The organism is Klebsiella sp. P1CD1 (assembly GCF_003790505.1).
GTDB lineage: Bacteria > Pseudomonadota > Gammaproteobacteria > Enterobacterales > Enterobacteriaceae > Klebsiella > Klebsiella variicola.
This window is the reverse complement of the sequence record NZ_CP033631.1, coordinates 2548757-2572700: the sequence shown is the minus strand read 5'-3', so window position 1 is coordinate 2572700 and position 23944 is coordinate 2548757. Positions and strand designations below refer to the sequence as shown.

Genomic DNA, 23944 nt, shown 5'->3' with positions numbered 1-23944 from the left:
TTGGCCGCCTTAGAATGAACTTAAAGAATATATTAAACAGCTTTAACGCTTAATATGCTCTCTGGTGTGAGGGCTGACACGTCAATGTGCTTGAGTAATATGCGTCGCTCGGGCATACAACGGTGCTTTTTACGATAAAGCTCACGACTGCCATCTGTCACAACGATCTCGCCGGTGTGGGCTTTTTCAACACGCACGTTGAGGGTAACTTCTCCTTTATAGCTGTTACCACAGCTAATCACGTTTGGTGCAGCAATACGGAATACGTCATCCAGGATCACAGGGACCTTAAAGGCCCGGATATCCTGCTCCGATAACGTACGCGCCACATACCTGCCGACGCGCTGCCCTTCCTGGTAACACTGGTCTCCCATATCTGCAGGATGTGTCATATTGCCCACCGCAAAATAACTCGGATCCGAACAGCGGCCGTTTTGATCAAACAAGGGACGCCCGGTTTCCGGCTGGAACTGCAAATGGCTTTTACGGATTAGGGTGTACTCACCCGTGAAGCGTCCCGTAAAGATGATGCTGTCACATGTCAGCAGATGTTCCTGACCACTGGCATCTTTAAATTCGATACTTTCTACACGCTCGCTACCGTTGATTTTGGTAACGTGGGATCCGAAATGCACTTTCACGCCCATCAGGCGGGCATAAAGCGCGCTGGGTTTAAACGCCACGGGGCGGCTGTTTTCGTCAATCAAAGCAAGGGCTTTAATTCCCGCATTGCGTAGCGTCCAGATAGCGGAGAAACTCACAAGTTCGGAACCCACAATGACGGGGCGAATCCCTGGCTTCAGCTTTTTGAGATAGATAAACTGCTGCAGTGCACCTGCCGTCAGTACACCCTGCGGCCTCTGACCGCTGATCAGTCTTGCGTGTCGCGGCGTTTCACGGACACCGGTTGCAATAATGACCCGTTTGGCATGAAGCGTCTCAAGCCCGCGATCGGAAGAAACTTCCAGCTCTCCTCCGGGCTTGATATTCACAACGGTCGTACTGGTGCGGATTTCATATTTCCCCTGCACGAGTTTAAGAATACGTGCAGCCCAGTTATGACCATTCATCGGACGAAAATAGGTCTGAATACCAAAGGTTGGATGCCGACAATGGCGCGGCACGCCGCCCGCTTCACTTTCACGTTCGAGTAACAGGACATTTTTGATGCCCAGCTCAAGCAGAGAGCGGGCTGCGGCAAGACCAGACGGCCCGGCACCAATAATAATGACTTCATACTGACTGCTCATTCTACTTTCCCGACGACAATGGTGTTATCAAGACGGTCACCAACGATTTCAGCGACATTGTTACTGCAGAAGAATCCATTGCAACGGCCCATCATTACCCGCGTGCGGCGACGAAGCCCTCCAATGCATGCCGGAGGTACGGCAGAGTCGAAAGCCGCTTCCAGTTCGCGCCTCGTAACGAGTTCGCAATGACAGACAATGCCGCCATTGCCCGGACAGGCAAAATCACGGGTTTCATACTCAGACAGCATAGGCATATGAGGCCACTGAAGTTCGCGTGGCTCATTGAGTGCGAAGAGCACCGGAAACCGTTCGCGGTACAGGCTCTCAACGTAACGGGCAATCCCCAGCGCGGCCGTTAACCCCGTTGAGCGAATTCCCCCCACCGTAATCCATTTTTCCTGTGGATAAGGGAAAATGCGGTACTCTTTTTTCTCTGTGGCAGGACGCAGCCCGGCATAGGTTGCGGTGACAGAATAATGAGTCAGCGAAGGCAGCATTCTGCTCCCTTTATCAATCAGTTCGTTCATCATGCTTTCATCAACGTCCGCACGATTACGGTCCTGTTGCTCTTCAGCCGTTGGCCCCAGGATCATATTGCCGAAGATCGTTTTACACAGCAGCACGCCTTTGGTTGTTGCCGTAGGAACCGGAAGAATAATGGCATTGATTTGCGATGCAGAGGCCTTGTCGTAAACCAGGAACTGACCTTTACGAGGACGAATCTCAAACTCAGGAGTGCGCCACATGCCATCGATGAGATCGCCGTGGTTTCCTGCGCAGTTAATGACGAGCCGTGTGCGCACAGTTCCTTTGTTTGTGGTGAGCTCCCAGCCGTCTGACTCGAGCTGTACATTCAGTACCTGACAGTTGAATTCATAGCGGCCTCCATGCATCACGGCCTGGGTGACGTAGGCAAGGGGTGAGCTCCATGGATCAATAACGTATTCGCCCGGTACAAAGACACCACCGAGCGCCCCCGGAGCCAGATTGGGTTCCCGGTGATAAACCTCTTTCTCTGAAATCTGAATGACATCCGCCACACCATTAGCATGTGCCTGTCTGACAATACCCGGCAGAGCGTCCAGCTGTTCCTGATTCCAGGCAACAACAATAGCGGTGGTTTTGAGCAATGGCAGATTCATTTTATCGCGAATCTCCATGTACTCCTTATAGCCGTCCTGCATACATTTCAGCTCAAGACTACCGGTAGGCGCATCAAATCCAGTATGCAGGATGGCGCTGTTTGCCTTACTGGCGCCCGAAAGGATATCGCCACCTTTTTCCAGCAGCAGCGCATTGGCTCCCATCAGGGTGAAACGCCGGAAAACAGCACATCCGACGACGCCACCACCGATAACAACCACATCAACATTCTCATTTAACTGTGTCATTAACATTTTTCCGGTATCAGGTTCTGGCATTATCTAATCACAAAAACCACACTCGTTCAACACAAATACAACTCACCTACCACATCAAAACCACATGAATGTGATCTGGCTCTTACGCCATGATTGAGCCTTCATAAGGCCATCAAGTCTCCTTTTTTCAAGGAATAGCGGCGATATCACCTCAAAAAAGTTCAACCAGCGTTGCACCCTTGCAGCGTTATACCCCTGTAAAAAGGAATGTGGTTTTTCTGTGTAATTGTGCCAATAGCGGTTGTTAACAATGTCAACGCTTCAATAAGAAAAAAGTATGAGAGCTATCACGTAACGATCAATTAATGTTGCTTTTGTGTTGAATAAGTGATCAATAAGATCACCAATCAACACATAAACAACACTAATTAAACATTTATGACCGGAGGATTTATGAGTACCTTGCAGTCAACACCGACCGGAAGACGAGCAGGTAAATACGCTGCGTTGGGAGGTAGCCCCCTTATGCTCTCACTCGTTTATATGTCGCTCACGTCCAGGTCTGTCGCCGTCAATGAGCTGGCGCGCACCTTTGAGCTGATCTCCGCCTGGATACAGGAGGACTCAGCTGCGCTGATAGCCGAGTATCGGCTTCAAATCACATCTCCTCAGTCCTTATAACACCGGACACCTGAATTATGACCTGTCCCACATCGCATAAAAATGTTGTGAATGACGTGTTGTTTGAATGTGGTTTAAGCGTTGTATTTCAGTACTTCGGTTAGCAAGGCAACATTAAGAAAAGCAAACTCTGACCACTTCCGGCACAGGGCACGTTTACTGGTAAGCAGCAGGAGACATATCATGTCTGACGTAAATAAAGATCTCAGAACAGTAGATCAGGGACGTTCTGAAGCATCGCATTCACAGTTTGAAAGAACGCTCGGTAAATTCGAGTCTTTTGCCGTGGCGTTTTCATTCATCTCCATTACTACCGGACTGTTTTCAACCTACGGCAGCATGCTCGCCTCCAGTGGCCCTGTTGGCATCTGGACCTGGCCTGTGGTAACCGTAGGAACGCTACTGGTGGCGCTGGTATTCGGGCTGCTAGCCAGTAAGATCCCGCTCTCTGGCTTCAGCTATCAGTGGGCCAGCCGGCTGGTGAACCCGGTGCTGGGATGGTGGTTCGGCTGGGCCAGCTTTGCCTTCCTCGCAATCGTTACCGTTGCTGTTGACTACGGGCTTGCTCAGGTCGCTCTGTTCCCGCTTTTCGGACTGGATTATTCCGCTGCCGGCGGGGCAGTCACCACGGGCTGTTTAATTCTGGTCCAGACGATCCTTGTTATCTGGTCAACGCCTGTACTAACAAAAATCAATAACCTTGCGGTGGGTGCAGAGGTGGTCGCCATTCTGGGGCTTATCGTCGCGATTGGCGCGGCGGTCTTTTTCTTTGGCAAAGGCAACACCTCCAATCTTCTCTCAACCGGTCTGATTCACAGCGATCATTACTTTGGCTGGCTGGGCCCCTTTATGCTCTCCGGCCTGCTGGGTGCATTTACCCTGGTGGGCTGGGAGTCAGCAGCAAACCTGGCAGAGGAGACTCGCAACCCCAAGCAGGTAGTTCCACGCGCTATGGTTAAAGCCGTGCTCGCAAGTGGGGTACTGGGCACGCTGTTTCTTATCGTCATCAGCCTCGGCCTGGGCGATCACGTTGAAGAACTATCAAGAAGTTCCGCGCCCGTGGCTGATGTTATTCGCATGACACTCGGTGAGACGTTTAGCAAAATCATTCTGATTGTGGTATGCATTGCGATTTTTGCCTGTGGTCTAGTAATCCTGACCAGTAACAGCCGTCTTATCCATGCGATGGCACGTGACGGGCGTTTGCCGTTTTCTGAGAAGCTCAGCTATGTGCCTCGTCCGACGGGCGGCCCGCTATGGGCGACTATTCTGGCCGCCGTGGTCTCTGGCCTGATTGTGCTGAGCTTCTACTCGAATCCCGATGCGCTGACGCAGCTGCTCGGTGCGGCAACGCTTTTTCCGGCACTGCTCTACAGCGGAACCGTCCTGCTCTACATCTTCACCCGTCATCAGCACGTTCACCATCCTGACGATTTCATGCTGGGTATCTGGGAGTGGCCGGTGATTATCGGGGCGGTAGCGTGGCTGATTGTGGAAATGTGCGTTTTCATCATCCCGGCGGATTTCCGCACGGCGCAGCAGTACGTGTTTTTCCTGATGCTGGCTGGCGTGCTGGTTTTCATTCCCGTGTGGTTGTGGCGCAGAAAGCAGCTCAAAAAAATGCCGCCGCTGGGAAGTTACGAATAAAAAATCAGGGAGGTGTGGACCTCCCGCCCACTGAACGGTTTTGTTATTACACCCAGGGTCAAGAGTATCCCGATGCCCGAAACAAGTCAGTCCCGTATATTAGGTTTACTGAAGCCCGTGCACACAGAGTCTGCCTTGACGTGTTCGGTTCACCGCTTTACTGGCGGTCTCAATAACATCTGCGATTTTATTGTTCGTCTTGAAAACTGCTCTGACGCATTGAGGGTCGTGAATGTCCGTTTTGGCACAAAGCAGACGTTAAAACCTACAGCATCGGGAAGCTTCAGAATGCCGCGTCAGCGGCATGGAGGTGCCAGATGAGGTTACATGTGTCTGTGGAGTCACATGGCGCCGAAAGCCCGGTGTAGCCGGTTACCGAGCTATAAATTCGGCCCCCCTGCCCTGGTTAGCCTTAACCCACTAACAGCAATAAAGAAGTTAAGGTAATCCCTTTAACCCCGGTGAGCTGGCTTTACGGCGTTTACGACGTAAAGGACGTGATTTTCAGGGCCTTAACCAAGGTAGCTTGCTGCTGACGCTTAGGGGGATGTTCTTCAGATATTTCAGTGACACCAGGCAACTTAACACGGTAGCTGAAAAGCTCAGCGCCGGATATCCTGCCGCCCGGCCAGCGAAAGCCGGCGGCAGGTATACCATTCAAGAGTGCATCTTACCCTTTGGCGAAATTCGCCTGGATCCGCTGCTGCAGATAATCCTCGGCGCTGATGGGCGGGTACTTTCTCTGCGGCCCAAGGATCTCGACATCTTTATTGGCCTGGCAGAAAAACGCCAGGCTGTAGCGCGGCCCCTGATATTCGTGGGGCAGCGGATTTTTCACCCGGTGGAAGTTAGACGGCAGCTGGTCGTCGCTCCAGCGCATCAGCATATCGCCGATATTGCAGGTGATCACCTCCTCGCGCGGCTCAATGCTGGTCCACTGCTGGCTTTCGCGGTCTTTACCGGGACAAACCTGCAGGCCGCCCTGGCCGGGGCGCTGGAACAGCAGCGTCAGACAGTCAAAATCGGTGTGCGCGCCGGCCCGCCACATCCCCTGCTGCGACTGCTCGGTTGCATAGTAATGCAGCATGCGCAAGGTGCTCTGATAGGTGTCACGCTGCGGATCGTGCGCGGTGGTGAAAAACGATTCCGGAAAACCGAGCTTCAAAGCAAAGCAGGAGAGGATCTTCATCCCCAGTTGCCAGCACTGCGATTCAAACCCGAGCATCGTCTGCTGGAATGTTGGCAACTCCCGGTCGCTGGGCCAGCGCCCGGCCATCAACGGCCGGGTTATCTGATACGACTCTTTTTGATCCGGCGTGCGGGTCGACGGCCGAACCTGCGCCTTGCTCTCCCAGCCAGCGTTGCCGGCCAGCGGATACTGGCGCTTCACCTCGTCGGGCAGGTCGAAAAACGCCTCGGTCATGCTGAACGCCTGGCGGATATCCGCCAGCGGAATACCGTGGTGGCTGACCTGGAAGAAGCCGATCTCCACCGCCGCCTCCCACAGTTGTTCGGCAATGTCATTTTTTCTTTCGGCAAAGTTCGACAGGTCGATACAGCGCACTTCGCGGGCGAAGGTCTCTTCGCCCTGGGCGCCCATCAGCGCCTCTTTTTCCAGTTCCTGTAAGGCGTAGCGTTGATTCTGGGTGGTTGCGTTCATCGTCATTATCCTGTTATCAGTTAAACAGCGGCGCGCTGCTGGAGGGTACGGACGGCCGCCAGCGCGTCGTGGCGCATTGCGTCAAGGTCGAGACCGGGAATGGCGTCGTCTTCCACGATGGGGCGGCCATTGAGCAGCAGCGCCTTCAGCGCGGCGCGCCCACCGCAGGCCACCGGCCCAATGGCCATATCATGCAGGCCGAAGTAGCGCGGATCGTCCAGCCGGTAAATAGCGAGGTCCGCCTGCATCCCAACCTGCAGGGTGCCGGTCTGCGCTAAGCCAAGGATCTGCGCCCCGCCGGCGCTGCCCCAGCGCACCACATCCTCCACCGTGGCCGCATCGGCCCCCCCCTCGAAGGTGCCCCCGGCGTAGCGCGGCTGCGCCAGCATCCCCTTGCGCGCGCGCTGTAGCAGCCATGCGGCATGGGCTTCGCTTTGCATATCCGCCGCTTCATTGGAGGCAGCGCCGTCCACCCCCAGCGAGACCGGGACCCCGGCCTGCTCCAGCGCCAGCAGATCGGCGATGCCGCTGCCCAGCCGGCCGTTGCTTTGCGGGCAGTGGGCGATGCCGGTTCCGGTGCGGCCCAGCAGGGCAATCTCCTCCGGCAGCAGCTTCACCAGATGGGCAAACCACACGTCATTTCCCAGCCAGTCGTGCTCCGCGCAGAACTGCACCGGCGTCATGGCGAATTTCTGCCGCGCGGCGTCGAGATAATCGACGGTTTCCGATAAATGGCTGTGCAACCGGATCCCCAGCTTGCGGGCCAGCTTCGCCATCTCCCGCAGCTGGGCGCCCGGCGCGGAGTGCAGGACGGTAGTGGGCGCCATCACCACCCGGCGCAGAGAATCGGGCCGGGGGTCGTGATAGCGGCTGACCAGCCGTTCGATATCCGCCATATAGCCGTCGAAGGTTTCCGGACGCAGCGCCACAGGCAGATCCTGTTCCACCGCCCGACCCTGGGTCGCCCCACCCCGGCACAGAACGATGCGCATCCCCAGCGCTTCCCCTTCGCTGAAGACAATCTCCGAGGTATCGAAAGGCATATCCGGCCAGTAAAGGTAGTTGTGATCCGCCACGCTGGCGCAGCCCGAGCGCAGAAGCTCCACCAGGCCGATGCGCACCGCCAGACGAAAGGTATGTTCATCGAAAGCCGCGCGAAAGCGGTACGGCGTAGCGCTCAGCCAGGCCGTCAGGCTCTGGTTCAGCCCCTGCGGCTCGCCCTTCAGCAGCGACTGAAAAAGATGGTGGTGTGTGTTCACCCATGCCGGATAGATCACGCAGTCGCGCGCATCGATCTGTCGCTCTTCCGGCAGCGGCGTCAGGCTGCCGATGGCGGCAATCTTGCCGTCGCGGATGCGAATATCCGGCCCGGCCAGCCGCGCCGCCTCTCCGGGCAGACCGCTGAGGATGGCATGGGCATTTTTAATCATTAATGACATGGCGTCGCTCCTCAGGGTTTAACCTGCATGGCCTGAACAAATTCGGTGGTGTAGGCCTGTTTCCAGTCGGTGGCCGCCGCCAGCAGACCGGCGCTGACCATAAAGTCGCGGGTCTTCTGCCAGCGCGCGTCGGTCATCGTCCCCCAGCCCTGGCTGGCGGCATCCCCGCCGTCGATCAGGTGATGCTCACGGATCTGGGTCACGCCCCAGGCGAGCAGATCGTCGGTCATTTTCGGGTTGTCCTGCTTAATCAACGCATTTCCCGGCGCCGGATCCTTGAGATAGCTCACCCAACCCTCCATTGAGGCGCGGACGAACTTCGCCATCGCCGCTTTCCGCTCGGCGATGGTGTCCGGGCGGGCGATAAGGATGCCGCCGTACGGGGGATAACCATGCTCAGAAAAGAGGAAGAAGTTCGCCTTCACCCCGGCCTTCTGCACCTGGAACACCTCGGAGCTGACATAGGCCTGCTGGGCGACAGCGTCATCGACGACAAAGGGTTGAATATTGAAGGTATAGGGGCGAACCTGAGCGTCGCTCAGCTGGTATTGCGCCTTCAGCCACGGCCACCACGTCGCCTGACCGGAGCTGGAGACCAGAAGCGTTTTGTCTTTCAGCCCCTGCAGGGAGGTGACATCGGCGTGGGTCAGCAGCCCCTGGGGATCGTACTGAAAGGGCGCGGCAATGGCCTTTGCCTGGAAGCCGCGCTGAATGCCTTCCAGCAGTTGCAGATCGTAGCCGATGATCACATCGGCCCGCTTCGACAACAGCAACTGCATGCCGTTGACCTGGGGTCCGCCGGAGCGGATCTCGACGTCGAGACCATATTTTTTGTACAGCCCAGTGGCCTGGGCCTGATAATAACCCCCCTGCTCAGCCTGAGCGTACCAGGAGGTCAGCAGAACGATTTTCTCCTCGGCCTGAACGGCCAGCGAGACACCGCCGAGAGCCATCAGGCCCAGCCAGCGAAAGCCCCGGGGAAGGCGTGCACGACTTTTCATTATCCCTCTCCTCTTCATGCCGGGAGAGGGGCGAGCAAACCACGGCTCAGCCTCCCATCCCGGTCAACATTGAACCGCGACATGGTGACTGAGCAATGTCCCGTATGGATAACCCGTACTGACCGCTTCTACTCACACTCAGCTATACAAAAACAATGCCAGATTTGATTGTCCCGCGAGCAGCCGCGATAAATCGCCTGCGCCGCCGCCCACGGGCATGCAACCTTTGATTCATGCACACAAAAAACGCACCATTATGGTGCACTAATGAATGATTTTAGTGCCTGCCCGGTCGCTCACAGCTGACTGAAGAGCATCTCCAGCTGGTTCAACATCATCGAGGCGGCGAGGGAAAGCTGGCGGGCGGGCGAGACGCACAGCGCCAGCGTGAAAGGCTTAAGCTGCGGATCGGTTAGCGGTACAAACGCCAGCTGGCCTGACTCGATCTCATCGAGAATATCCAGCCGGCACAGGATGCCGATGCCCATCTGCTCTTTGATCAGGGTGCGGATCATGTGAATGTTATTCGACACCGCCACCTCCTTCACCTCGTTGCCGCTGATATTCACCAGCGCCTCCACCGGCTCGCTGATCATCAACGGGGCGGACGGCAGGATAAACGGGTAGTCGATGCACTGACTAAAGCGCACCGCGCTGCGGCTGGCCAGCGGATGGCCGGTCGGCACCACGATACCCATATTCATCTCGGCAAACGCCCGCACCTGCAGTTCGCGGGAGGTCTGGGGATTGAGCATGATGCCGAAATCCGCCTCGCCAGAGATCAGCGCCTGCTGAATGTGGATATTGTTGATGGTGGTCAATGTAAAAGAGATGTTGGGATAATGTTTATGCACCTCTTTGAGCATCGTCGAAAAAAAATGCCGGTTAATGGCATCGATGGTAGCGATACGCACATGCCCCCGCCGCAACCCGCGCAGGTCATCCAGCTGTTCGCAGACCCGGGTAAAGTCCTTTTTCCAGTTATTGGCCGCGTGCAGGAGCAGCTCCCCGGCGGCGGTCAGCCGCAGCCCGGTGGGATGGCGCTCGAAGAGCGGCATCGCCAGCTCCTGTTCCACGCGCAAAATCTGGCGGTCGATGGAAGACGCCGACACATGCAGCGCCTCTGACGCTTTACGAAACGATCCCTGACGGGCCACTTCGGTGAAATAGAGCAGAAATCGGGAGAAGGCAAACATGGTTTGGGTGCTCTCTTTTTTGCAACGGGTTGTGCGAATCAAAGCTCTGGACGCAACAGTTTTATCACAATACCGTAGCATTCATAGCGGAGAAACGATCGTTTCACCCATTTTCTTGCACGCCGGACAGTTTACCGCGAAGGGGGAGTTATCTCTTCGCCGACCCTGGCCGCCCTGCAGACAGCGGAATGAGGGAGAGTAAACGGTAATGCACAGCCACGATCTTATTTCGGTCTCGGTCCGGGAAATACGCCCCAATGGAGAGGGAAATCTATCATTAATATTGCAGGCGGCGGCCGGGGAAATATTACCGGCCTACTCTGCCGGGGCGCATATCGATATTATTATTCCCGGCGTTGGCCCCCGGCAGTATTCCCTGTGCGGCATGCCTGACCGCGGCAAAGACTATGAAGTTTGCGTCAGGCTGGCTGACACCTCCACCGGCGGCTCACGCTATATGCACCAGCAGCTCAAAGCCGGCGATCGGCTCGCCATTTCGCCTCCGCGTAACCATTTTCCCCTGCCGGAGGCCGGGCGCTACCTGCTGTTTGCCGGCGGTATCGGCATCACGCCGTTGCTGGCGATGGCTGAAGCGATTGCCGCCAGAAAGGGGGCACTGGAGCTGCATTATTATGTCGCCAGCGCGCGCCAGACGGCCTTCTCCCCGCGCCTGACCCAGCTGGCTGCGGGCGGCACGGTGGCGATCCACTGTAGCGAGGAAGGCGCGTCGTTTCGCCAGCGGATCCCCGCCTGCTTAACCACACCCGATCCTGATACCGCAGTGGTCGCCTGCGGCCCGGAGGGTTTTATTCAGCGACTGCAGTCGGTCATGGAGGAATATCGCTGGTCGCCGTCGCAATTCGTCTTCGAGCGTTTTACTCCCGCGGCGGAAAATAATACTGCGGCGAAAAATGCGTTTTATATTGAACTGGCCTCCAGCGGGCAGCGCCTGCAGGTCGCCGCGGATCAAACCATTGCTCAGGTATTACAGCACGCCGGCGTGGAGGTGATGCTCTCCTGCGAACAGGGAATGTGCGGGTCGTGTATTACCGGGGTCCTCGACGGGATCCCCGAACACCGGGACAGCGTGCTGACGGCGGAAGAGAAAGCGGGCAACGACCAGATCACGCTCTGCTGTTCGCGGGCGAAATCGCCGGTTCTGGTTTTGGATCTGTGAGGAGACTGACGATGACGTTCCCCTCCTCTTCCGCGCCGCTCGCCGGTATCAGCCGCGCCCGACTCCCGGCCTGGGCGCTGCCCGACGGCTGGCCGACGCAGGCCAACGGTGAACCGCAGCTGGCGGACCTGGCCTTTCGCGATGGACGGATCACCGCCGTGACGCCGTCCGTCGAGCCGGCTCCCGGCCTGTTGGACCTGGCGGGGGCGTTGACGATCCCCGGCCTGGTGGAACCCCATGCCCATCTGGACAAGACCTTTACCATTGAACGCTGCCGTCCGGCGCAGGCCGGGCTGCTGGCGGCGATCCACGCCATGCACGAGGATCGCCGACACTGGACCAGGGCGGATATTCAACGTCGGGCGTCCGCCGCGCTGGCCCGGGCGGCAGCAAATGGTGTGACCCATTTGCGTAGCCATATCGACTGGTTTACCGCCGACGCACCGGACGCCTGGCAGGAGATCGCCCGCCTCGATACCGTCGGCATCACCCTGGAGCGGGTGGCGCTGGTCCCGCTGACCCTGTTTCGCGATCCGGCGGACGCCGGGGCCATTGCCCGAACGGTCGCCACCAGCGGGGAGGGCTGCCTGCTGGGCGGCTTCATCCACTCCTCCAACTGGGACGCCGCCGCCATGGCAAACCTGCTGGATAGCGCGGCCCGCTGGGAGCTGGATCTGGATTTGCATATTGATGAGGAGCTCAGCGAAGTGTCTCAGGGGCTGACCTGGCTGGCGGACCATCTCTCCCGCCACCCTTTTCCCGGGCATATCTGCTGCAGCCACGGCTGCGCGCTGGCCGCTGGCAGCGACGAACAGGCGGCGCCGATCCTGCGCCAGCTGGCGGCGCACGGCGTCACCCTTATCGCTCTGCCGATGACCAACCTGCTGCTGCAGGATGCGACGTTCGGTCGCACGCCTCGCCAGCGGGGGATCACGCTGCTGCACGAGGCGCAGGCCGCCGGCGTGGCCACCCTGCTCGGCTGCGACAACGTGCAGGACGCTTTTTGTCCGGCGGGAAGCTACGACCCGCTGGACACCCTGGCCTGCGGCCTGTTCAGCGCCCAGCTCAGCGACCTGTTCGACCGGCAGTCGCGGCTGATCTGCGATCGCGCGGCGCTAACCGGTTCGCCGGCAGACGCGGCGCCCTTTGCCATCGGCGCGGCGGCCAGCGTGGTGATTTTCCCGGGTAGCGACCGTTTTACCTGGCCTTTAAACAGCGCCGCCCGTCTGGTGGTTAACCACGGCAGGTTAACGCACCGGCGCGTGTGGCAAGAGGAGATGGCACATGAGTCTTGAAGCAGGCGCGGGGGCGCCGCTGGCGCGGTATGCCGCCTGGCGCAGAGCCGGCGATTTTATCTTTCTCTCCGGCATTATTCCGGTCAATCCCCTGACCGGCACCATCGTCAACGGCTTTCAGGATGTGCCTGAGCCGGTGCGAGAGCTGCTGGGGGCGACCGGTGAATTTTCGACCGATGCGAAACAGGGCCCGATCCTCGCCCAGAGCTGGTACGTCCTGGAAAGCATCCGCCGCACCGTGGAGTCCGCGGGAGGTCAGATGAGCGACGTTATCAAGCTGGTGCAGTACTTTCGCAACCTTGACCATTTTCCCTATTACAGCCGGGTCAGGAAGCTGTTTTATCCCGACCAGCCGCCCGTTTCCACCGTGGTCCAGGTCAGCGAAATGCTGCCCGACGCCACGGTATTGATTGAAGTCGAAGCAACCGTCTGGTTACCCCAGCCAATTCACTCCGAGGCACCGCGATGATTAACGGTTACATTCCTGCAGCGCGCTTTCTCCCTTTTCTGAGCTGGACGGACGTTGCCGCCCTGCCGGATAAAAGCAATACGGTTATCGTCCTCCCTACCGGGGCGGTCGAACAGCACGGCCCGCATCTGCCCTGCTCGGTGGACAGCGTGATCTCTTCCGGCGTGGCGGGTCATGCCCTCGCCCGGCTGCCGGCGGCGATCCCGGCCTACGCCATCCCGCCGATCGTCTACGGTAAGTCCGAGGAGCATCTGCATTTTCCCGGCACCCTGACCCTCAGCGGCGATACGCTGCTGCATACCGTGCTGGAGATCGCCGAATCCCTCTATCGGGCCGGTTTTCGCAAGCTGCTGATGATCAACGGCCACGGCGGCCAGCCGCAGATCCTGCAAATCGCCTGCCGGGAAATGCGCCTGCGCCACGGGGATTTCATCGCCATCCCCCACGACGTGTTCAACGTGCCCAACTGTGAAAAACAGTTTCTCAGTCCGCATGAACAGCGGATGGCGATGCACGCCGGACATAGCGAAACGGCGCTGATGCTGGCGCTGGCGCCGGAGTGCGTTCATATGGAGCGGGCGGTCGCTAATTTCCCCCCGGAGTTCCCCTGCCCGACCCTGTCGAAAGGCCGCCCGGCGGCGGCGTGGGCGTCCTATGACTTTGGCCCCAGCGGGGTGATTGGCGACCCGACCCCGGCGACGCGGGAGCAAGGCGAAGGGCTTCTCGACTCCCTCGCCGCCAGCTGGGCGCAAGCGATCATCGAGATCCACCGCATGGCCTGGGTCGAACGTCACGAACCGACCTGGGGCAAACAGCACTGGCACGGCTTTGTGCAGTCCCTACCCCCCTCTTTCGCTGCTGAATCCAAGGAGCCATGATGAATACCAGACCGACGCTCGTTTTTACCCTGCTGACCGTGGCCGCCCTCGCGACCTCAGCCTCCTGCTTCGCGGCGGAGAAGTTTACGTTTCTCACCAACTGGTATGCCCAGGCCGAGCACGGCGGGTTTTACCAGGCCCAGGCCACCGGGCTGTATCAGCACGCCGGTCTCGATGTCGAGATTAAAATGGGCGGCCCGCAGATCAACGTCATGCAGTTGATGGCTGCCGGTCAGGCCGATTGTACCCTTGGCGACAACGGTCAGGCGCTGGAGACCTGGCAGGCCGGGGTGCATGCGGTGACCGTCGCTACCGTGTTCCAGCACTCGCCGACGGTGTTTATCACTCATAACAAAGTGGAGAACCCGGCGGAGCTTAAAGACAAAACCTTCCTGCTCGCTACCGAGGCCTATACCTCTTTCTGGCCGTGGGCGAAGAGCGAGCTGGGTCTGGCTGGCAGCAAAGTGCGCCCCTATACCTTTAACGTTCAGCCGTTCCTCGCCGATAAAAACCTGGTGCAGCAGGGCTACGTGACCTCCGAGCCGTTCTCCGTCGCCAAAGGCGGGCAGCCGTTCTATGTCTATCCGCTCAGCGACTGGGGATATCCGCCCTACGGCAACTCGATTATCTGTATGGCCGACACCATCCGCAAACGTCCGGCGGCGGTGGCGGCCTTCGTCAAAGCCTCCATGGAGGGCTGGAAAAGCTACCTGCAGGATCCCACCCCCGGCAACAGTCTGATCGCTAAAGCAAATCCGCAAATGAGCGCCGAGCAGATCGCCTTTGGTATTGCCCAGATGAAGCAGTACCAGCTGGTGACCGGCGGCGATGCCAAGACCGGCGGCATCGGCATCATCACCGAGCCGCGGCTGAAGAAAACCTGGGACATGCTGGTGAAAAACAAGCTGATCGACGCCAGCAAGGTGCCGTTTGAGCAGACTTACACCCTGGAGATGGTCAAAGACGCCGGAGTGATGCCATGAATACCGCCCCGAAACTGACCGTGATGAGCGACACCCGCTTTACGCCCGCCTCTGCCACCCCGGCCATCGAGGTGCTGTCGGCGGAGAAGATCTACAGCAACGGTACCCGGGCGCTGCTGCCCGTTAACCTGACCATCAATCAGGGGGAGTTTATTACCCTGCTCGGCCCGTCCGGCTGCGGGAAGAGTACGCTGCTGAAGATGGTCGCCGGCCTGGTGGAGCCCAGCGACGGCAAGCTGATGCTGTGGCGGCGCGATAGCCGGGAGAAAGCCCAGCATCCGCTCTCGTTCGTCTTCCAGGAAGCCACCCTGATGCCGTGGAGCAGCGTGCGCAATAACGTCAGGCTGCCGCTGGATCTGGCCGGCGTGCCGCGCGCGGAAGGTAATACCCGGGTGAGTGAAGTCCTTGAACTGGTGGGGCTGGGCAAATTCGCCGACGTCCTGCCGCGCGAACTCTCCGGCGGCATGCAAATGCGCGTCTCCATCGCCCGCGGCCTGGTCACCCGGCCAAAGCTGCTGCTGATGGATGAGCCCTTCGGCGCGCTCGATGAAATTACGCGTAACAAACTCGACAGCGACCTGTTGCGTCTCTGGCAGGAGCAGAACCTGACGGTGGTGTTCGTCACCCACTCGATCCACGAAGCGGTGTTTCTCTCACAGCGGGTGATCATGATGGCGGCCCGTCCCGGACGGGTGGTCGAAGATATCGCCATCCGGGAGCCGTTCCCGCGCAGCGAGGCGTTCCGCGTCAGTCCGGCCTTTTCCCTGTATGCCCGTCAGCTGCAGGACAGTCTGTTGCAGGCCAGCCAGTCCGGTATGGAGTCATAATATGAAAAACACAACCTCAACGCCGTGGGTCCAGCATCCGCGTTTTCTCAAAATTCTCTATCCGACCCTCGTCGCGGTGGCGGTGGTGCTCCTGTGGCAGGGCGCGGTGAGCTATTTTCGCATCCCGGCCTTTCTGGTGCCGTCGCCGCTGGTGATGCTGGAAAGCCTGTGGACGCATCTCACGCCGCTGCTGCTGGCGCTGCTGTTCACCCTCAAGATCACCCTGATCTCGTTTCTGCTGTCGATTGTCATTGGCGCCGCGGTGGCGTTTATCCTGGTGCAGAACCGCTTTGTGGAAACCGCCCTGTTTCCCTACATCGTGTTTTTGCAGGTGACGCCGATTGTCGCCATCGCCCCACTGATCATCATCTGGGTGAAGGATGCCACGCTCTCGCTGGTGGTATGCGCCACCCTGATGGCGGTGTTTCCCATCATCTCCAATACCACTCAGGGACTGCGCAGCGTCTCCCCCGGCCTGCTGAGCTATTTTCGCCTCAATCACGCCAGCCGCTGGCAAACGCTGGTGCGGCTGCGTATCCCCTCGGCGCTGCCCTATTTCTTCGGCGCGCTGCGTATTTCCAGTGGGCTGTCGCTGATTGGCGCGGTGGTGGCGGAGTTTGTCGCCGGGACCGGCGGGACCAATACCGGTCTGGCCTATCAGATCCTGCAGGCTGGCTACCAGCTGGATATCCCGCTGATGTTTGCCGCGCTGCTGCTGATCTCTCTCGCCGGGATCGCGCTGTTTGGCGTGATGTCCTGGGTTTCGCGCCGGGCGCTCAGCGCCTGGCATGAAAGCGAAGCCGTGCAATCTCATTAATATTTTGCTGACGAACAGGAAGAAAAATGATGACTGATGAGCAGCGTCAACACGCGGTCGCGGCGATCCAGCAGGCACTCCCAACGCTGGAGTGGACCTTACAGCCGGCGAAGATCAAACGGCTTTCCCGCGATTTTCACTGGTTCAGTCCGGTACTCACTGAGCAACTGGCGGGGAAACAGGCGGACGCGGTGGTTCGCCCACGCGACGAAGAGGAGCTGCGCCAGCTGGTCGCCGCCTGCGCGCAGCACCAGCTGCCGCTGACGCTGCGCGGCAGCGCCACCGGCAACTATGGCCAACTGGTCCCCCTCGAAGGCGGGCTGCTGGTCGATATGACCGGACTCAACCAGATCGTCGCCCTCGGCAACGGCACGGTGCGCGCCCAGGCCGGCATTCGTCTGGCAGACATCGAAACCGCCGCCCGCCCAACGGGATGGGAGCTGCGCTGCATGCCGTCGACCTACCGACTGGCGAGCCTGGGCGGCCTCTACGGCGGCGGGTTCGGCGGCATCGGCTCCATCAACTATGGGCCGCTGGCGGCGCCCGGCAATGTGCTCAGCGTCAAAGTGATGACCGTCGAGCCGGTCCCCCGCGTGCTGACCGTCCCGGCTCCCGAAGCGCTGCTGCTGCATCACGCCTACGGCACCAACGGCATCATTCTGGAGGTTGAGCTGGCGCTGGCGCCCGTGCACCAGTGGATAGAGCGCCTGGACGTGTTTGACGATTTCGCTGATGCGCTGAACTATGCCAACGCCTGCGTCCGCTCGCCGGGGCTGGTAAAACGTCAGGTCGCGCTGCTGGCCACGCCGATTGCCGATTATTTTAGCCACCTCAACGATCGTTATCGCACCGGGCAGCATGCGGTTATCAGCCTGATCGCCGAGGAGAGCGAAGGACTCTGCGCCAGCCTGTTACAGCGCCATCGCGGGAGCAACGCCATCCGTCAGGCCAGCGACGAGGCCCGGACGCAAAACGCCTCGTTAATGGAATACTGCTGGAACCATACCACCCTGCATGCGCTCAAGGTGGACAATACGCTGACTTATCTCCAGACGGCGTTTGATCCGCTGCGCTATCCGCAGCAAATTTTACAGATGGAGCAGCACTTCGCCGGAGAGGTGATTTCCCATATTGAATTCCTGCGCGATATCGAGGGCAATCTCACCGCCAGCGGTCTGCAGCTGGTGCGCTATACCACGCCCGCGCGGCTCAACGCCATCATGCAGATATTTCGCGATAACGACGTCAAAATTAACAATCCCCACGTGCTGCAGGTCGAGGACGGCAAACAGGGCGTGATTCGCCCCGACGTCGTGGCGGTGAAACAGTCTCTCGACCCGGCGGGATTGCTTAACCCCGGCAAGCTGCGCGGCTGGGCGCTGCGCGACCAGCTGGAGCTTGACAGCAACCCGCTGGCGCTGGCCACCCGCGAAACCCCCACGACCTGAGCGTCCCATTCCGGGGCGCGCTAACCGGTCGCTGGCCCGTTTCTCTTCCTCCTGCCCGCGCGGCGAGTTTTTTTACGCCACTCATTCATATGAATGAGTGGCGTCTCTGTTTCCTCCGTTATACTCATCAAAAAAGCGACGATAAATTTATTATCGCGGGTTAATTCCGCGGTTCAGTTTTCGTGTCGAATTAAATAGTTATTCCGAACACGCTCTGGCGGATTATTTATTACGCGCTGTCATTTTATTACAACTTGCCGATTACCGGCCTGAGCGACAAAAATGACCGTAAAATGAGTCGACATAAATTTTCCCCTATGAATTAAGCACATGATAAAAACGTTGTAAATTATTTTTATTCAACACAGCAATAGTGAGGATAATATGAGCGATGCCATTTCTTCGCAACTTGAAAACATCATTACGATGCTGATCGCCATCAGTATCGCCTCGGAAAGACTGGTAGAGATAATCAAAGGGTATTTTCCCTGGCTTAATCTGGAAAATCAGGATCCGGTCATCGAAGGACGACGCAAATCAGCCCTGCAGATATTAGCGGTGGTTGTCGGTATTCTGACGGCGTTTTTGACCCAACCTTTCGTCGCCGGCAGTTTCTCGGCCATTAAACATCCGGACCTGATGACATTATGTATTGGCCTGATGGCAAGCGGCGGATCGGCGTTCTGGAACGTCATTCTTAATTATCTGTTGCAAGTGAAAAACCTGAAAAAGCAACAAGTCAGCAGCGTGAAAGCGGATCCAGTAGCCGATCCTGCCCCCCCTTCTCCGGTTTATCATGACGTGGTTCCTGGCGCAGAGCCGGTCAGCTCAAACCCCTGTTTCAATCCGGAGGGTAAATAACATGGTATGGCGTGTCGCAAAGAGTCTGCTGATACTCAGAGATCAGATTAATCAATATGCTCCGCATCGCAACAAGGACAGCGATGGCACCATTGGTGATGAACATCATGCCCACACCAACTCGGATCATAATCCGCAGGTGATAGATGGAAATATTGGTGTGGTAACGGCTATCGATATTACCCACGATCCTCTACATAAATGTGATGCTCAGGCGATTGTCGATGCGTTGGTCGCCAGCAAAGACAAACGAATTAAATATATTATCTGGCACAAACGGATCATTAGCGCTTCTGTCCAGCCTTGGGTATGGCGGGATTACCATGGGCCCAGCCCGCACGATAAACATTTCCACTTATCCGTGGTGCCGGTGAAAGCGCTGTACGATTACACCTTACCGTGGCTGTTATTTAATCCACATAAAGAATGATCCAGTTTTTTTCCGATTACCGTGAGGCGAATATGACTCAACAAATCGACATTGAGAAAATAAAAGCGGCACTCAACGCCATTGAAGAACTCGAACAGATTGCCCGTTCAACGCAGCCGGCCGATATTAAAAATTTTTGTGTGGAATATAACAAAACATGGAAAAAGAAAGTGGATACCCTGCTGGCACTGATTATTGATGAACCCATCAGTTCGCTGTTAGTTAAACTGGTGCCTTACTTACCCACACTGCTGGTGATTATTAACATGCTAAAGGCGGGCGTTGAGCAATATTGTCAACTGCATCTCGCGGAGGAGCCTCCCGTAGATAAATAATTGCCACCCATCCGGCCAGGGCCTGCTCAGGCACTGGCCTCCCTCCCCAATCCCCCATCTGTCCACGTTTCTCTCAACCCAACGCCGACCTTATCCTGCGCCGGACAGTCCTGCCATATGGACGATAAGCCCCACCGCGGCGGCGGCGGCCAGTACCCAGGTCAGCTTCCACTTATAACGAAACAGCAGCCCGGCGGCGCCCAGGGCAATGGCCGCAGACCACGGGTCGAAACCGGATGGTCCCCAGACGCTATGCCAGATAAAAAACAGCGCCAGATTCAGGATAACGCCCACCACCGCGGCGGTGATGGCGGTCAACGGCGCGGTAAATCCCACCTTATTATGGGTCGTTTCAATAAACGGCCCGCCGGTGAGAATAAAGATGAACGAGGGCAAAAAGGTAAACCATGTCACCAGGCACGCCGCCGCGATGCCCCCCAGCAGCACATCATCGACGCCCAACACCGCTTTGGTGTAGCCGCCGACAAACCCGACAAAGGTCACCACCATGATCAACGGTCCGGGGGTCGACTCCCCAAGAGCGAGGCCGTCCATCATCTGCCCTGCCGTCAGCCAGCCATAGTGGGTCACCGCCCCCTGGTAAACATAAGGTAAGACGGCATATGCCCCGCCAAAGGTCATCAGCGCGGCTTTGGTAAAGAACCAGCTCATCTGGGTCAGCGGATGCGCCCAGCCCAGCATTAGCGTCAGAGCGGCCATCGGCACCAGCCACAGCAGCATCCCGGCGATCAGCACCCGTGAGGTGCGCCGCCAGCTGAAAATGGCATGGGCCGGGATCGGCGTCGTGTCATCAATGATGGCGGCTCCGCCAGGGTGACTCTGCGCACGGTGGGCGTCCGCTTTGCCGAATGTCGTCGGCGCCAGCCGTCCGCCGATAAAACCCACCAGTGCCGCGGCGAGGACGATCAGCGGAAAAGGAACGTTCAGCGCAAAAATAGCGACAAAGGCAGCGGCAGCGATAGCCCAGTAGGCACCATTTTTCAGCGCCCGCGAGCCGATGCGGTGCGCCGCCTGCAATACTATCGCCGCTACGGCGGGTTTGATGCCATAAAAGATCCCCGCCACCACGGCGACATCCCCCCAGACGAGGTAGATCCACGCCAGGGCGATGAGTAACACCAGCGAGGGCAAAATAAACAGCACCCCGGCGATGACGCCTCCCCAGGTTTTATGCATCAGCCAGCCGATATAGGTCGCCAGCTGCTGGGCCTCCGGGCCGGGCAGGACCATACAAAAATTGAGCGCATGCAGGAATCGCCCTTCCGAGATCCAGCGTCGGTTATCCACCAGCTCCTGGTGCATCATGGCGATCTGTCCGGCAGGCCCGCCGAAGCTGATGAAGCCAAGCTTGAGCCAAAAGCGAAATGCCTGCCAGAAGGAGACGGAAGCGACGACGGAAGGACTGTCACTCTGCGGAAGAACGACCGTTTTGCTCATGATTGCCAGACCTCATTTCACAGGACCTCAGTAAGCCGTCGAACAGCGAGCAAGCTGTCGCCAGCAGTTGGTCATCGTCCGTAATGGTTTCCCGCAGCCCTGCAAGAATGCTTTCTACCCCCGCCGCCTCCGGGGTCGGTACCCCACCGACGTCCAGGAAGTGGATCAACCGCCCCAGACTGTCGGGGATCACCGCGTCCAGCGCAAAGCGCCGGACCAGTACTTCGAAGGTCACCAGCGTGCCGACGTGGCTGAATGGCGCGCCGTCAAAATCAAAACCGACCGCTGTCGCCGGACAGTCCTCAGGCGCGGCCAGCCACAGGAATAGCGCCTCGTCGTCAATAAAGCGCCGGATAAGCCAGGCGCTGGCCAGACGATCGACCCACGGGCGTCGGCGGGTGGCCCACAGCCGGCCGCGAAAGGCGCCTCTGTCCAGCAGGCTCAGTTCGCCCGCCACCGACTGCGGCTCGTTCGGCGATAGCCGCTGATTAATGACCTGCTCGATAGTGGCCAGTCGCTCAGCGGCTTGCTCCCGGGCGGCCCCCGGAAAGAAATCAATGGCCTCGATCCGCCGGTAGTCACGCTGAATTTTACGCAGTTGTTTGAGCTGAGCCGCCAGTTCGTCGTTGGATAACGTCCCCTGCAGCGCCTGCAGATCCTGCAACAGCGCGTCGTACTGTTCACGACGATCGAATAGCGGCCTGAGCGCCTCTTCTTCCGCCGCCTCAATCGTGAAAACATACCCGGTCCCCCCTTCCGCGCGGATCGCCTGGCAGGTGCTGAGGAAAGTGTCATAGCCCTGGCGCACGTCGGGCAGCAGATAGACCCCATCGCGCAGGACCGCTGCCCCGCTCTGCTTCAGGGTTCGCCAGACACGCATGCGCAGCGTGGCTTGAGACGTTGTCAGGTTAAGGATCAAGAGATGCATTGTCATGTTGTAGAGATTACTACAGCATGTAGCGTCTGTGACGTTTTTACGCGCAAGGAGTCAGATGAATTTCAGCAATGCATAGCTGAAAAAAGCAAAAGACGGCCTGCGCAGCGGCAGGCCAGGCGCTAAGCGCGGGGTGGGGATAAGGGGCGCAGCAGCAGGGTCAACAACGCCACCGCAACCGGGACCAGGGAGCCCCACAGCACGGCGTTCCAGCCGAAGGCGTTGAGCAGAACCCCGGACGAAAACGACCCCACGATCATCACGCCGAAGACCAGAAAATCGTTGAGCGACTGAACCTGGGTCTTCTCTTCCGGGCGGTGGAAATCGATGATTTTCGCCGAGGCGCCGGTGAAGCCAAAGTTCCAGCCGATGCCGAGCAAAATCAGCGACAGCCAGTAATGATACACGCCGAGACCGCTCAGGCCGACCGCCACCGACGCGGCGGTGATCAGCAATCCCGCCGCCGCCATTCGCACTGCGCCGAAGCGCTGGATCAGCCGGCCGGTGAAAAATCCCGGGCCGTACATCGCCATCACATGCCACTGGATCCCAAGGTTGGCGGCCTGCTGGGAAAGACCGTGCATATGCATGGAGAGCGGCGCGGCGGTCATCAGAAAATTCATCACCATATAGGCCACCGCGCCGCTGAATACCGTGGTGGCAAAACCCGGCTGGCGGACAATCTCGCGCAGCGGCCGCCCTCCGCGCACGCTGGCCGCGGTGGGCTCCGCCGGCGTCACCCCTCTCAACAAAAAGGCGGCCAGCACTGCAACCAGCGCCTGAGCGAGGAAGGTGACGGCGAAGATATGTGCCGGCCAGAGGTGCATGGTGCCGGTGACCAGCATCGGGCCAATGATCCCGGCGGCCACACCGCCGCCCATCACCAGCGACAGCGCACGGGCGCGACGCGCCGGGGCGACGCCGTCGGTGGCGGCAAAACGAAAACTGAGCGCCACGGCGGCATAGGCGCCGCCAAGCATCGCGGCGAGACAAAACAGCAGAAAAGAATTCAGCACTACCGCCAGGGCGGCCGCCAGTCCGGTCACCATCCCGGCGCCGGTGCCGAGCCTGAACGCCGCTTTGCGGCCCCGCGTTCGCGCCAGCGCGCCGAAAGGCAGAATGGAGGCCGCCATCCCCAGCACAAACAGGGTGATCGGCAGCGTGGCCAGCGACGGGCTGGGGGCAATCGCGTTACCCACTATCGCGCCGGTAGCGTAGAAGACCACCGAGTTGGCGCCGGCCAGCGCCTGAGCGGCAGCCAGGCGAAAGATGTTTTTGTTCTGCACCGCCAGCGGCAGCATGTGTTCTGTAGACATCCGTTGTTTTCACCGGTTTGAGAGTGGCGCCAGGCTGGCCGTCTGGCATCGCGCCCTGTTTGTTGGGTTCCCTGACCGTTACCTTAGCCGCAAAATACGCTTTTGCACCATAGCGAATCGCAATATTACCCGGCGATCTGGCCCCTCTTCTGCGTCAGATCGCCGGGCCGGGCTTCGCCGCCCGTTTTATTCCGGGGATCCGTCGCGCCGCGCGGCGGCAAATTTCGCCGCGATCATTGCGGCCGTCGGCTGGACGCCGCCCAGACTCCACTGCTCCGGGTCATGTTCGTCAATGCGGATCCAGACGGACTGACGGAACTGCGGATCGCCCTGCCCCTCAATCTCCACCAGCAGATCGGTCATCCGTCGCAGCAGCTCACTTTTCTGTTCCGCGGTCATGATCCCTTTAATGGTTTGCACGTTAACAAATGGCACGCTATTCTCCTTAGCATCTAGGTCTAAAATTAAAACTCAGAGT

Annotated in this window: 22 protein-coding genes; 12 read left to right on the top strand and 10 right to left on the bottom strand. The window is 58.6% G+C overall.

Going from position 1 to position 23944, the window contains the following annotated elements; translation table 11 throughout:
- Window positions 1-32: 32 nt before the first annotated feature.
- Window positions 33-1250 (bottom strand): NAD(P)/FAD-dependent oxidoreductase, encoded by a 1218-nt coding sequence (locus DTA24_RS12810; RefSeq protein ID WP_012968001.1) that lies wholly within the window; start codon window positions 1248-1250, stop codon window positions 33-35.
- Window positions 1247-2644, bottom strand: a complete 1398-nt coding sequence (locus DTA24_RS12805; RefSeq protein ID WP_012968000.1) for an NAD(P)/FAD-dependent oxidoreductase — start codon at window positions 2642-2644, stop codon at window positions 1247-1249. The genes DTA24_RS12810 and DTA24_RS12805 overlap by 4 nt, the downstream gene beginning before the upstream one ends.
- 834 nt (window positions 2645-3478) lie before the next feature.
- On the opposite strand from DTA24_RS12805, the gene DTA24_RS12800 reads away from it, so the two are divergent.
- Entirely contained in the window at window positions 3479-4942 is a 1464-nt protein-coding gene (locus tag DTA24_RS12800; protein WP_023340289.1) for an amino acid permease, read from the top strand.
- Between the two features lie 670 nt (window positions 4943-5612).
- Here DTA24_RS12800 and DTA24_RS12790 read toward each other — a convergent pair.
- From DTA24_RS12790 to DTA24_RS12775, 4 genes are all read right to left on the bottom strand, one after another.
- A complete protein-coding gene (locus tag DTA24_RS12790; RefSeq protein WP_123836861.1) occupies window positions 5613-6602 on the bottom strand; it encodes an isopenicillin N synthase family dioxygenase in 990 nt (329 codons plus the stop codon).
- Between the two features lie 20 nt (window positions 6603-6622).
- Window positions 6623-8041 carry an amidohydrolase family protein gene (locus DTA24_RS12785; protein ID WP_123836860.1) on the bottom strand — a complete coding sequence of 473 codons (1419 nt, stop codon included), beginning with the start codon at window positions 8039-8041 and terminating at the stop codon, window positions 6623-6625.
- A gap of 11 nt (window positions 8042-8052) precedes the next feature.
- Entirely contained in the window at window positions 8053-9042 is a 990-nt protein-coding gene (locus DTA24_RS12780) for an ABC transporter substrate-binding protein (RefSeq protein WP_012541484.1), read from the bottom strand.
- Window positions 9043-9338: 296 nt separating this feature from the next.
- Window positions 9339-10238: a LysR family transcriptional regulator gene (locus tag DTA24_RS12775; RefSeq protein ID WP_004202952.1), complete on the bottom strand. Its 900-nt coding sequence runs from the start codon at window positions 10236-10238 to the stop codon at window positions 9339-9341.
- A 208-nt stretch (window positions 10239-10446) separates the two neighbouring features.
- Between DTA24_RS12775 and DTA24_RS12765 the strand changes: the two genes are divergently transcribed.
- The 11 genes from DTA24_RS12765 (at window position 10447) to DTA24_RS12715 (ending at window position 19758) form a co-directional block, all read left to right on the top strand.
- Window positions 10447-11415: a PDR/VanB family oxidoreductase gene (locus DTA24_RS12765; RefSeq protein WP_123836859.1), complete on the top strand. Its 969-nt coding sequence runs from the start codon at window positions 10447-10449 to the stop codon at window positions 11413-11415.
- Window positions 11416-11426: 11 nt separating this feature from the next.
- Window positions 11427-12710 (top strand): amidohydrolase family protein, encoded by a 1284-nt coding sequence (locus tag DTA24_RS12760; RefSeq protein WP_123836858.1) that lies wholly within the window; start codon window positions 11427-11429, stop codon window positions 12708-12710.
- On the top strand, window positions 12700-13179 hold the full coding sequence (locus DTA24_RS12755; protein WP_044613186.1) for a RidA family protein: 480 nt from the start codon (window positions 12700-12702) through the stop codon (window positions 13177-13179). Before DTA24_RS12760 ends, DTA24_RS12755 begins: the two co-directional genes overlap by 11 nt.
- Entirely contained in the window at window positions 13176-14057 is an 882-nt protein-coding gene (locus DTA24_RS12750) for a creatininase family protein (RefSeq protein ID WP_123836857.1), read from the top strand. Before DTA24_RS12755 ends, DTA24_RS12750 begins: the two co-directional genes overlap by 4 nt.
- Complete coding sequence (locus DTA24_RS12745; protein WP_016161232.1) at window positions 14057-15040, top strand: ABC transporter substrate-binding protein; 984 nt, start codon at window positions 14057-14059, stop codon at window positions 15038-15040. The genes DTA24_RS12750 and DTA24_RS12745 overlap by 1 nt, the downstream gene beginning before the upstream one ends.
- Window positions 15037-15867: an ABC transporter ATP-binding protein gene (locus DTA24_RS12740; RefSeq protein ID WP_004175785.1), complete on the top strand. Its 831-nt coding sequence runs from the start codon at window positions 15037-15039 to the stop codon at window positions 15865-15867. Before DTA24_RS12745 ends, DTA24_RS12740 begins: the two co-directional genes overlap by 4 nt.
- A gap of 1 nt (window position 15868) precedes the next feature.
- Entirely contained in the window at window positions 15869-16684 is an 816-nt protein-coding gene (locus DTA24_RS12735) for an ABC transporter permease (protein WP_004175779.1), read from the top strand.
- Between the two features lie 26 nt (window positions 16685-16710).
- Window positions 16711-18132: an FAD-binding oxidoreductase gene (locus DTA24_RS12730; RefSeq protein ID WP_032733161.1), complete on the top strand. Its 1422-nt coding sequence runs from the start codon at window positions 16711-16713 to the stop codon at window positions 18130-18132.
- Between the two features lie 384 nt (window positions 18133-18516).
- The gene (locus DTA24_RS12725; RefSeq protein WP_123836856.1) at window positions 18517-18993 is read left to right on the top strand and encodes a hypothetical protein; all 477 of its coding nucleotides are present in this window, start codon (window positions 18517-18519) and stop codon (window positions 18991-18993) included.
- A gap of 1 nt (window position 18994) precedes the next feature.
- Window positions 18995-19423 carry a hypothetical protein gene (locus tag DTA24_RS12720; RefSeq protein ID WP_123836855.1) on the top strand — a complete coding sequence of 143 codons (429 nt, stop codon included), beginning with the start codon at window positions 18995-18997 and terminating at the stop codon, window positions 19421-19423.
- Between the two features lie 32 nt (window positions 19424-19455).
- A complete protein-coding gene (locus tag DTA24_RS12715) occupies window positions 19456-19758 on the top strand; it encodes a hypothetical protein (protein ID WP_051975541.1) in 303 nt (100 codons plus the stop codon).
- Window positions 19759-19848: 90 nt separating this feature from the next.
- Here DTA24_RS12715 and chrA read toward each other — a convergent pair whose 3' ends face one another.
- From chrA to DTA24_RS12695, 4 genes are all read right to left on the bottom strand, one after another.
- Complete coding sequence (gene chrA / locus DTA24_RS12710) at window positions 19849-21216, bottom strand: chromate efflux transporter (protein ID WP_012967989.1); 1368 nt, start codon at window positions 21214-21216, stop codon at window positions 19849-19851.
- The gene (locus DTA24_RS12705; protein ID WP_077254917.1) at window positions 21185-22144 is read right to left on the bottom strand and encodes a chromate resistance protein ChrB domain-containing protein; all 960 of its coding nucleotides are present in this window, start codon (window positions 22142-22144) and stop codon (window positions 21185-21187) included. The genes chrA and DTA24_RS12705 overlap by 32 nt, the downstream gene beginning before the upstream one ends.
- Window positions 22145-22272: 128 nt before the next feature.
- On the bottom strand, window positions 22273-23466 hold the full coding sequence (locus DTA24_RS12700; RefSeq protein WP_223168491.1) for an MFS transporter: 1194 nt from the start codon (window positions 23464-23466) through the stop codon (window positions 22273-22275).
- A 186-nt stretch (window positions 23467-23652) separates the two neighbouring features.
- The gene (locus DTA24_RS12695; RefSeq protein ID WP_004175772.1) at window positions 23653-23901 is read right to left on the bottom strand and encodes a tautomerase family protein; all 249 of its coding nucleotides are present in this window, start codon (window positions 23899-23901) and stop codon (window positions 23653-23655) included.
- Between the last annotated feature and the right edge of the window lie 43 nt (window positions 23902-23944).

Excerpts from the sequence above, each read along its gene's own strand:
- DTA24_RS12810 (WP_012968001.1), bottom strand. The coding sequence starts at position 1,250 with ATGAGCAGTCAGTATGAAGTCATTATTATTGGTGCCGGGCCGTCTGGT.
- DTA24_RS12805 (WP_012968000.1), bottom strand. The coding sequence starts at position 2,644 with ATGACACAGTTAAATGAGAATGTTGATGTGGTTGTTATCGGTGGTGGC.
- DTA24_RS12800 (WP_023340289.1), top strand. The coding sequence starts at position 3,479 with ATGTCTGACGTAAATAAAGATCTCAGAACAGTAGATCAGGGACGTTCT.
- DTA24_RS12790 (WP_123836861.1), bottom strand. The coding sequence starts at position 6,602 with ATGAACGCAACCACCCAGAATCAACGCTACGCCTTACAGGAACTGGAA.
- DTA24_RS12785 (WP_123836860.1), bottom strand. The coding sequence starts at position 8,041 with ATGTCATTAATGATTAAAAATGCCCATGCCATCCTCAGCGGTCTGCCC.
- DTA24_RS12780 (WP_012541484.1), bottom strand. The coding sequence starts at position 9,042 with ATGAAAAGTCGTGCACGCCTTCCCCGGGGCTTTCGCTGGCTGGGCCTG.
- DTA24_RS12775 (WP_004202952.1), bottom strand. The coding sequence starts at position 10,238 with ATGTTTGCCTTCTCCCGATTTCTGCTCTATTTCACCGAAGTGGCCCGT.
- DTA24_RS12765 (WP_123836859.1), top strand. The coding sequence starts at position 10,447 with ATGCACAGCCACGATCTTATTTCGGTCTCGGTCCGGGAAATACGCCCC.
- DTA24_RS12760 (WP_123836858.1), top strand. The coding sequence starts at position 11,427 with ATGACGTTCCCCTCCTCTTCCGCGCCGCTCGCCGGTATCAGCCGCGCC.
- DTA24_RS12755 (WP_044613186.1), top strand. The coding sequence starts at position 12,700 with ATGAGTCTTGAAGCAGGCGCGGGGGCGCCGCTGGCGCGGTATGCCGCC.
- DTA24_RS12750 (WP_123836857.1), top strand. The coding sequence starts at position 13,176 with ATGATTAACGGTTACATTCCTGCAGCGCGCTTTCTCCCTTTTCTGAGC.
- DTA24_RS12745 (WP_016161232.1), top strand. The coding sequence starts at position 14,057 with ATGAATACCAGACCGACGCTCGTTTTTACCCTGCTGACCGTGGCCGCC.
- DTA24_RS12740 (WP_004175785.1), top strand. The coding sequence starts at position 15,037 with ATGAATACCGCCCCGAAACTGACCGTGATGAGCGACACCCGCTTTACG.
- DTA24_RS12735 (WP_004175779.1), top strand. The coding sequence starts at position 15,869 with ATGAAAAACACAACCTCAACGCCGTGGGTCCAGCATCCGCGTTTTCTC.
- DTA24_RS12730 (WP_032733161.1), top strand. The coding sequence starts at position 16,711 with ATGATGACTGATGAGCAGCGTCAACACGCGGTCGCGGCGATCCAGCAG.
- DTA24_RS12725 (WP_123836856.1), top strand. The coding sequence starts at position 18,517 with ATGAGCGATGCCATTTCTTCGCAACTTGAAAACATCATTACGATGCTG.
- DTA24_RS12720 (WP_123836855.1), top strand. The coding sequence starts at position 18,995 with ATGGTATGGCGTGTCGCAAAGAGTCTGCTGATACTCAGAGATCAGATT.
- DTA24_RS12715 (WP_051975541.1), top strand. The coding sequence starts at position 19,456 with ATGACTCAACAAATCGACATTGAGAAAATAAAAGCGGCACTCAACGCC.
- chrA (WP_012967989.1), bottom strand. The coding sequence starts at position 21,216 with ATGAGCAAAACGGTCGTTCTTCCGCAGAGTGACAGTCCTTCCGTCGTC.
- DTA24_RS12705 (WP_077254917.1), bottom strand. The coding sequence starts at position 22,144 with ATGCATCTCTTGATCCTTAACCTGACAACGTCTCAAGCCACGCTGCGC.
- DTA24_RS12700 (WP_223168491.1), bottom strand. The coding sequence starts at position 23,466 with ATGTCTACAGAACACATGCTGCCGCTGGCGGTGCAGAACAAAAACATC.